Below are 5,413 nucleotides of genomic sequence, written 5' to 3'. Positions count from 1 at the left end.
TTCTTTTTACTAAAGTTCCTAAATTTGCATCCTCTTTCATATTTATAATTACATGAATTATAGATATCATAACTAATGGAATAACTAGCATCCTTACTAAGGATATAAATCCCCCACCCAATAAACTATACCAAAGGGTTGTCTCTCTTACAAAAGTTAAGTTCATAGGATCTGTTGGAAACTTTGCAACAGCTTGTATTACTAATCCTAATATAAGTCCTAAAGCTGTAGATATCATTACTCTTGCTGAGAATGTGAACTTTTTCTTTGGGAGCTTATTTATCATTACCAAAAGAACAATTAATACAACTAAAAAAATAACCGTTTTTATATCACTAATCATTAAAAAATTCTTAAAAAATACACTATTCATAATCTCTCCTTTATTTCTTTTTTATCTATTATATAAAAAATTCACAAAGAAAAGCAATCTTTTTCTGATTATTTTAGTAAAGAATTATTTTACGATTTTTTTTGTTATTTTTTCAATCAAATCGAGCATTTAATTTCTTCTATTTTGAAACTTTTATGTCTTTAACTAAATAAAATTTTTCTTTATCAATTTCTATTTCTGAATAAAATATGTCTATATTTTTATCAAGTTGCTCACTTTCTAATAAAAAATATGTTTTGTTTTCTGTTTTTTTATTTTCTAAAATAAAGTCACTCATTAATAAGTCTTTAATATCTTCCTCTAACTCATCCATTTTATATTCATAATCTTCCATAACTAATAATAAAGTTTCTACAAAACTATCTGCTTTTTTCATCTTTTTCTCCCTTTATATTTTTTTATATGATATCATAATTTCTCTTATATTTTATTTTTTTCTTTACCTTTTCTTTCAATAGGAGTAGAATATAATGATTGCTTATTTTTAGGAGGTATTTATTATGAGTAAAAAACGTAAACCATATAAAGAGAATTTATTACGTGTAGGAGATTTTGGTAAAGATTTAGCAAGAAGATCTAAATCTAAGTGTGAACTTTGTGAAGCTAGTAAAGTTAAACTTACCATATATGAAGTTCCACCAGCACCAACTGTCCCAGAATTTGAAGATTGCATGCTTCTTTGTGATCACTGTCTAAATACTATTTTTAATATTGATTCTGTTAAGGAAAATGATCTTAGATTTTTAGAAGGTCCTATTTGGAGTGAAAATAAAATCATTCAGGCTACTGCTATTGCACTTTTAAAAACAGCTGAAGATAAATACTCTTGGATTGGTGATTCTCTAGAAAATATCTATATAGATGATGAATTAGAGAATATGATTTCAAAAATTAAATTTTAAAAAAAGCCCTCTTTCTATAATTAATATAGTTAGAAGGCTTTTTTCTATTTATTTAATATTTTACAATTTTTATACTCATCTTTTTTTCCATTTTTATATGTACATGTTCCTGTTAACAACTTACATTTAATTGACATATAATCATCAAACATTATTCCTATTGAATTTTTACACTCTAGTGTTGGATACTTTTCAACAACCTCTTTTTTTTCTTCATCTGTAATATAATACTTTTCCATTTTTTCTCCTAATTTCTACTTTTATAATACTTAAATCTTAAAAAGAAATAATATGCACCACTTAAAATATAAGCAATTGACAGATAATCAAAGATATCTCTTTTTAAAATTTTAAATCCAAATCCAATAACAAATCCACCTAGTATAAATGATAATATGTTTATTGTATAGTATTTCATTTTCCAAACTATCTCTTTTTGACCTTTTATATAATGTCCAATAACTACTCCTAAATCAGTTACAGTTCCAGTCATATGAGTAGTTCTTATAACCATCCCTCTATATCTTATAAATAACCCATTTTGTAATCCCAATAAAAAAGCTATTGAATATATAAAATAAATCTCTCCATATATATATGTTTCTAATATTTTCAAACATATCCCAATAATAATAAATGTATCTCCATATCTTTTTTTCAGTTCAAATTCCCTTGTTCCACCTATTAATATACCAGAACAAATTGCACCTGTAAAAAAGGAAAATACTAACCCTAACATGACTATTAGATGTGGTGTATTCCCATCTATTAAATCAGTGGATATTTTAGTTATACTACCTGTTATATGACTTACAGTTAACGAGTAATCTAGAAGAGCAAATGCATTCATTCCCCCTCCTAAAAATGCCAGTAAACTAATCCACCAAAATAATTTGTCATTTATTCTTTCCATTACCTACCTCTTTTCGCATTTAATTTTAAATACTACTTTTTTTAAACTCTTTGGAACTTCATTAGTTGCGATTAAAGGCATATGTGGCTCATCTGGAAAAAATATAATGAAATTATCCTTATCCATTTTAAATCTATACTCTTCTTCACCTTCTAAAACTTGAAAATCACTTTCTGATTCATATTCTGTTTTCTCTTTTAAAGACTCTTTTGGTGAGTAACCTATATTTTCCTCTCCATCAATTACAACATGAATATCAATATACTTTTTATGACCCTCAAAAAAGCAATCACTTAAAACCTTAGTCTGACATTTTTGAAGATTAAAAAATAAATTTTCCCCATTTATTTCATTTTTACCTTCGTTTCCATCTTTGTAACTTCCATTCTGAATTATCTCTATTACCCTATCTAAATCAGAATTTATGCCCTCATAAAATTTTAACTCATTAATTTTTCCAAATATCACTGTTTATCCCCCTTATTTTTAGTATTTATTAAATCATATGATATTATACTTTATAAAGTCAAGTTATAATTTAATTTAGATTGATTTTTTTCAGTAATTCTTTTATAATATAGTGTGAAAAAATATATTCAGAGGAGGATTTAAGTGTTACAAAAATTAAAAAGAAACTTTTCAATTATAGCACATATAGATCACGGTAAATCAACTATTGCAGATAGATTACTTCAAGCAACTGGTACCGTTAGTGATAGAGATATGAAAGATCAACTTCTTGACTCTATGGAACTTGAAAGAGAAAAGGGAATTACTATTAAAGCTCAAGCTGTTACATTAAATTATACAGCTAAAGATGGAATTACTTATGAATTAAACCTAATTGATACACCTGGACACGTTGACTTTATTTATGAGGTTTCACGTTCTTTATCAGCTTGTGAAGGTGCTCTTCTTGTTGTAGATGCTGCTCAAGGTGTTGAAGCTCAAACTCTTGCTAATGTTTACTTAGCTCTTGAGAACAACTTAGAGATTGTACCTGTTATTAATAAAATTGACTTACCTGCTGCTGATGTAGAGAAAGTTAAAAATGAAATTGAGGATATTATTGGACTTCCTGCTGATGAAGCTGTTCTTGCTTCAGCTAAATCTGGTATTGGTATTGAAGAACTTTTAGAAGCTATTGTTGAAAAAATACCAGCTCCTACTTTTGATGAAGAAGCACCATTAAAAGCTATGATTTTTGACTCTTTATTTGACGACTATCGTGGAGTTATAACTTATGTTAAAGTTTTAGATGGTTGTATCAAAAAAGGTGACAAAATTAAAATTTGGTCAACTGGTAAAGAGTTCGACATTTTAGAGTGTGGAATTTTCACACCTATGAAAAAAGAAAAAGCAATGCTTGGTTCAGGATCGGTTGGATACATTATAACTGGTATAAAAACTATTCAAGATACTCAAGTTGGAGATACTATAACTCATGCTAAGAGACCTTGTCTTGAGCCTTTAGATGGTTTTAGACCTGCTCAATCAATGGTATTTGCTGGAATATACCCTCTATCTACAGATGATTATGTTGATTTAAGAGAAGCTCTTGAAAAATTACAACTTAATGATGCTTCTTTAGGATTTGTTCCTGAAACTTCATTAGCTCTTGGATTCGGATTTAGATGTGGATTCTTAGGATTACTACATATGGAGATAATCGTTGAAAGACTTAGAAGAGAGTATAATATTGACCTTATCTCTACTTCTCCATCAGTTGAATATAGAATTACTATGGAAAACAAACCTACATATGTTATTGATAACCCTTGTGAGTTTCCTGAAGGTGGAAAATCTAAATTTATAATTGAAGAACCATATATTAAAGGAAGTATTTTAACTCCTAAAGAGTTTGTTGGAAACGTTATGGAACTTTGTCAAGAAAAAAGAGGAGTCTACATTGATATGAACTATATTGATGATAATAGAGCTATGGTTGTTTATGAACTACCTCTTGCTGATATTGTTATTGATTTTTATGATAAGTTAAAATCAAGAACTAAAGGTTATGCTTCTTTTGAGTATGAAATGATTGGATATAAATCTGCAAACCTTGTTAAAGTTGATATTTTAGTTTCTGGTAATGTTGTAGATGCATTTTCTTTCATTGCTCACAGTGAACATGCTGCTTCTAGAGGAAGAGCTATCTGTGAAAAGCTTAAAGATATCATCCCTAGACAACAATTTGAAGTGCCTATTCAAGCAGCCCTTGGTGCCAAAATTATAGCTAGAGAAACTATTAAAGCTTATAGAAAAAATGTAATAGCTAAATGTTATGGTGGGGATATTTCTAGAAAGAAAAAATTATTAGATAAACAAAAAGAAGGTAAAAAGAGAATGAAACAAATTGGTAACGTTGAAATTCCTCAAGAAGCTTTCGTATCTGTACTAAAACTTAACGACTAAGACCAAATATAAAAGAGGTGAGATTTCTCACTTCTTTTGTTATATTAAGGAGGAGTTTTATGAAGAATTTCAAAACTATTTTAATTAAATTTTTTCCAGATATTTTAAGTATCTTAATATTTATTTCAGGTGCTCTTTTAGTATTTTCTAACTCTCTCAAATTTGAAGAATCTCACATTAATCTAATAAACAAACTTCTTCCTGGGGATATTATAGCTCTTTCACATCTGTCTGCTAGTATTACAGGAACATTTTTACTTATTTTATCCTATGGTATAAGTCGTAGACTTGATAGTGCATACTATTTTTCTATTCTTACTATAGTTCTTGCAATTTTCTTTAGTTTTTTTAGAGGATTTGATTATTTTCAAGCAATTTTTTTAGGTTTTATTCTTCTACTTTTAATTCCTACAAAAGATCGTTTCTATAGAAAATCATCTCTTATACAAGATAAACTATCTAAAGGATGGATTTTTGCAATGCTATCTGTTGTTACAATTAGCATTTTCTTAGGAATTTATACCTTTAAAACTAGTGAATATAAAAATGAAGTTTGGTGGTATTTAGCTGTAAATAAAAGCTATCCCATATTTTTAAGAGCATCTTTTACTACTATTTTTATTTTACTTATATTTTTTATACTAAGGCTTCTTAATGATTCTAGAATTATTGATGAAATCTCTAGTGATGAGGTTTTAAATGATATTGAGTCTATTTTAGAAACAAGTGATAAAAGTGCATCTTTTCTTGCTTTACTCTCTGATAAATTAATATTTTTTAATGACAATC

Annotated in this window: 7 protein-coding genes and 1 pseudogene; 3 read left to right on the top strand and 5 right to left on the bottom strand. The window is 27.6% G+C overall.

Going from position 1 to position 5,413, the window contains the following annotated elements; translation table 11 throughout:
* Window positions 1-373, bottom strand: a 373-nt coding sequence (locus tag Q0V09_RS07175; RefSeq protein ID WP_297487963.1) for a cation:dicarboxylase symporter family transporter, incomplete at its 3' end; no start/stop codon positions are given.
* 139 nt (window positions 374-512) lie between these two features.
* On the bottom strand, window positions 513-770 hold the full coding sequence (locus tag Q0V09_RS07170; protein WP_297487960.1) for a hypothetical protein: 258 nt from the start codon (window positions 768-770) through the stop codon (window positions 513-515).
* A 124-nt stretch (window positions 771-894) separates the two neighbouring features.
* On the opposite strand from Q0V09_RS07170, the gene Q0V09_RS07165 reads away from it, so the two are divergent.
* The gene (locus Q0V09_RS07165) at window positions 895-1,296 is read left to right on the top strand and encodes a PhnA protein (RefSeq protein ID WP_297487957.1); all 402 of its coding nucleotides are present in this window, start codon (window positions 895-897) and stop codon (window positions 1,294-1,296) included.
* 44 nt (window positions 1,297-1,340) lie between these two features.
* On the opposite strand, the gene Q0V09_RS07160 is transcribed toward Q0V09_RS07165, so the two are convergent.
* The 3 genes from Q0V09_RS07160 to Q0V09_RS07150 are packed head-to-tail and all read right to left on the bottom strand — an operon-like array spanning window position 1,341 to window position 2,677.
* On the bottom strand, window positions 1,341-1,535 hold the full coding sequence (locus Q0V09_RS07160) for a hypothetical protein (protein ID WP_297487954.1): 195 nt from the start codon (window positions 1,533-1,535) through the stop codon (window positions 1,341-1,343).
* Window positions 1,536-1,543: 8 nt separating this feature from the next.
* On the bottom strand, window positions 1,544-2,209 hold the full coding sequence (locus Q0V09_RS07155; protein WP_297487951.1) for a YoaK family protein: 666 nt from the start codon (window positions 2,207-2,209) through the stop codon (window positions 1,544-1,546).
* Between the two features lie 3 nt (window positions 2,210-2,212).
* Complete coding sequence (locus tag Q0V09_RS07150; RefSeq protein ID WP_297407600.1) at window positions 2,213-2,677, bottom strand: YhcH/YjgK/YiaL family protein; 465 nt, start codon at window positions 2,675-2,677, stop codon at window positions 2,213-2,215.
* A gap of 144 nt (window positions 2,678-2,821) precedes the next feature.
* On the opposite strand from Q0V09_RS07150, the gene lepA reads away from it, so the two are divergent.
* Both lepA and Q0V09_RS07140 read left to right on the top strand, forming a co-directional pair.
* Window positions 2,822-4,624, top strand: a complete 1,803-nt coding sequence (gene lepA, locus Q0V09_RS07145) for a translation elongation factor 4 (protein WP_297487948.1) — start codon at window positions 2,822-2,824, stop codon at window positions 4,622-4,624.
* A gap of 59 nt (window positions 4,625-4,683) precedes the next feature.
* Window positions 4,684-5,413: pseudogene (locus Q0V09_RS07140) on the top strand (hypothetical protein); the annotation flags it as partial.

This window comes from uncultured Cetobacterium sp. (assembly GCF_947039425.1).
Taxonomy (GTDB): Bacteria; Fusobacteriota; Fusobacteriia; order Fusobacteriales; family Fusobacteriaceae; genus Cetobacterium_A.
This window is presented reverse-complemented; position numbering and strand designations above follow the sequence as displayed.

Excerpts from the sequence above, each read along its gene's own strand:
- Q0V09_RS07170 (WP_297487960.1), bottom strand. The coding sequence starts at position 770 with ATGAAAAAAGCAGATAGTTTTGTAGAAACTTTATTATTAGTTATGGAA.
- Q0V09_RS07165 (WP_297487957.1), top strand. The coding sequence starts at position 895 with ATGAGTAAAAAACGTAAACCATATAAAGAGAATTTATTACGTGTAGGA.
- Q0V09_RS07160 (WP_297487954.1), bottom strand. The coding sequence starts at position 1,535 with ATGGAAAAGTATTATATTACAGATGAAGAAAAAAAAGAGGTTGTTGAA.
- Q0V09_RS07155 (WP_297487951.1), bottom strand. The coding sequence starts at position 2,209 with ATGGAAAGAATAAATGACAAATTATTTTGGTGGATTAGTTTACTGGCA.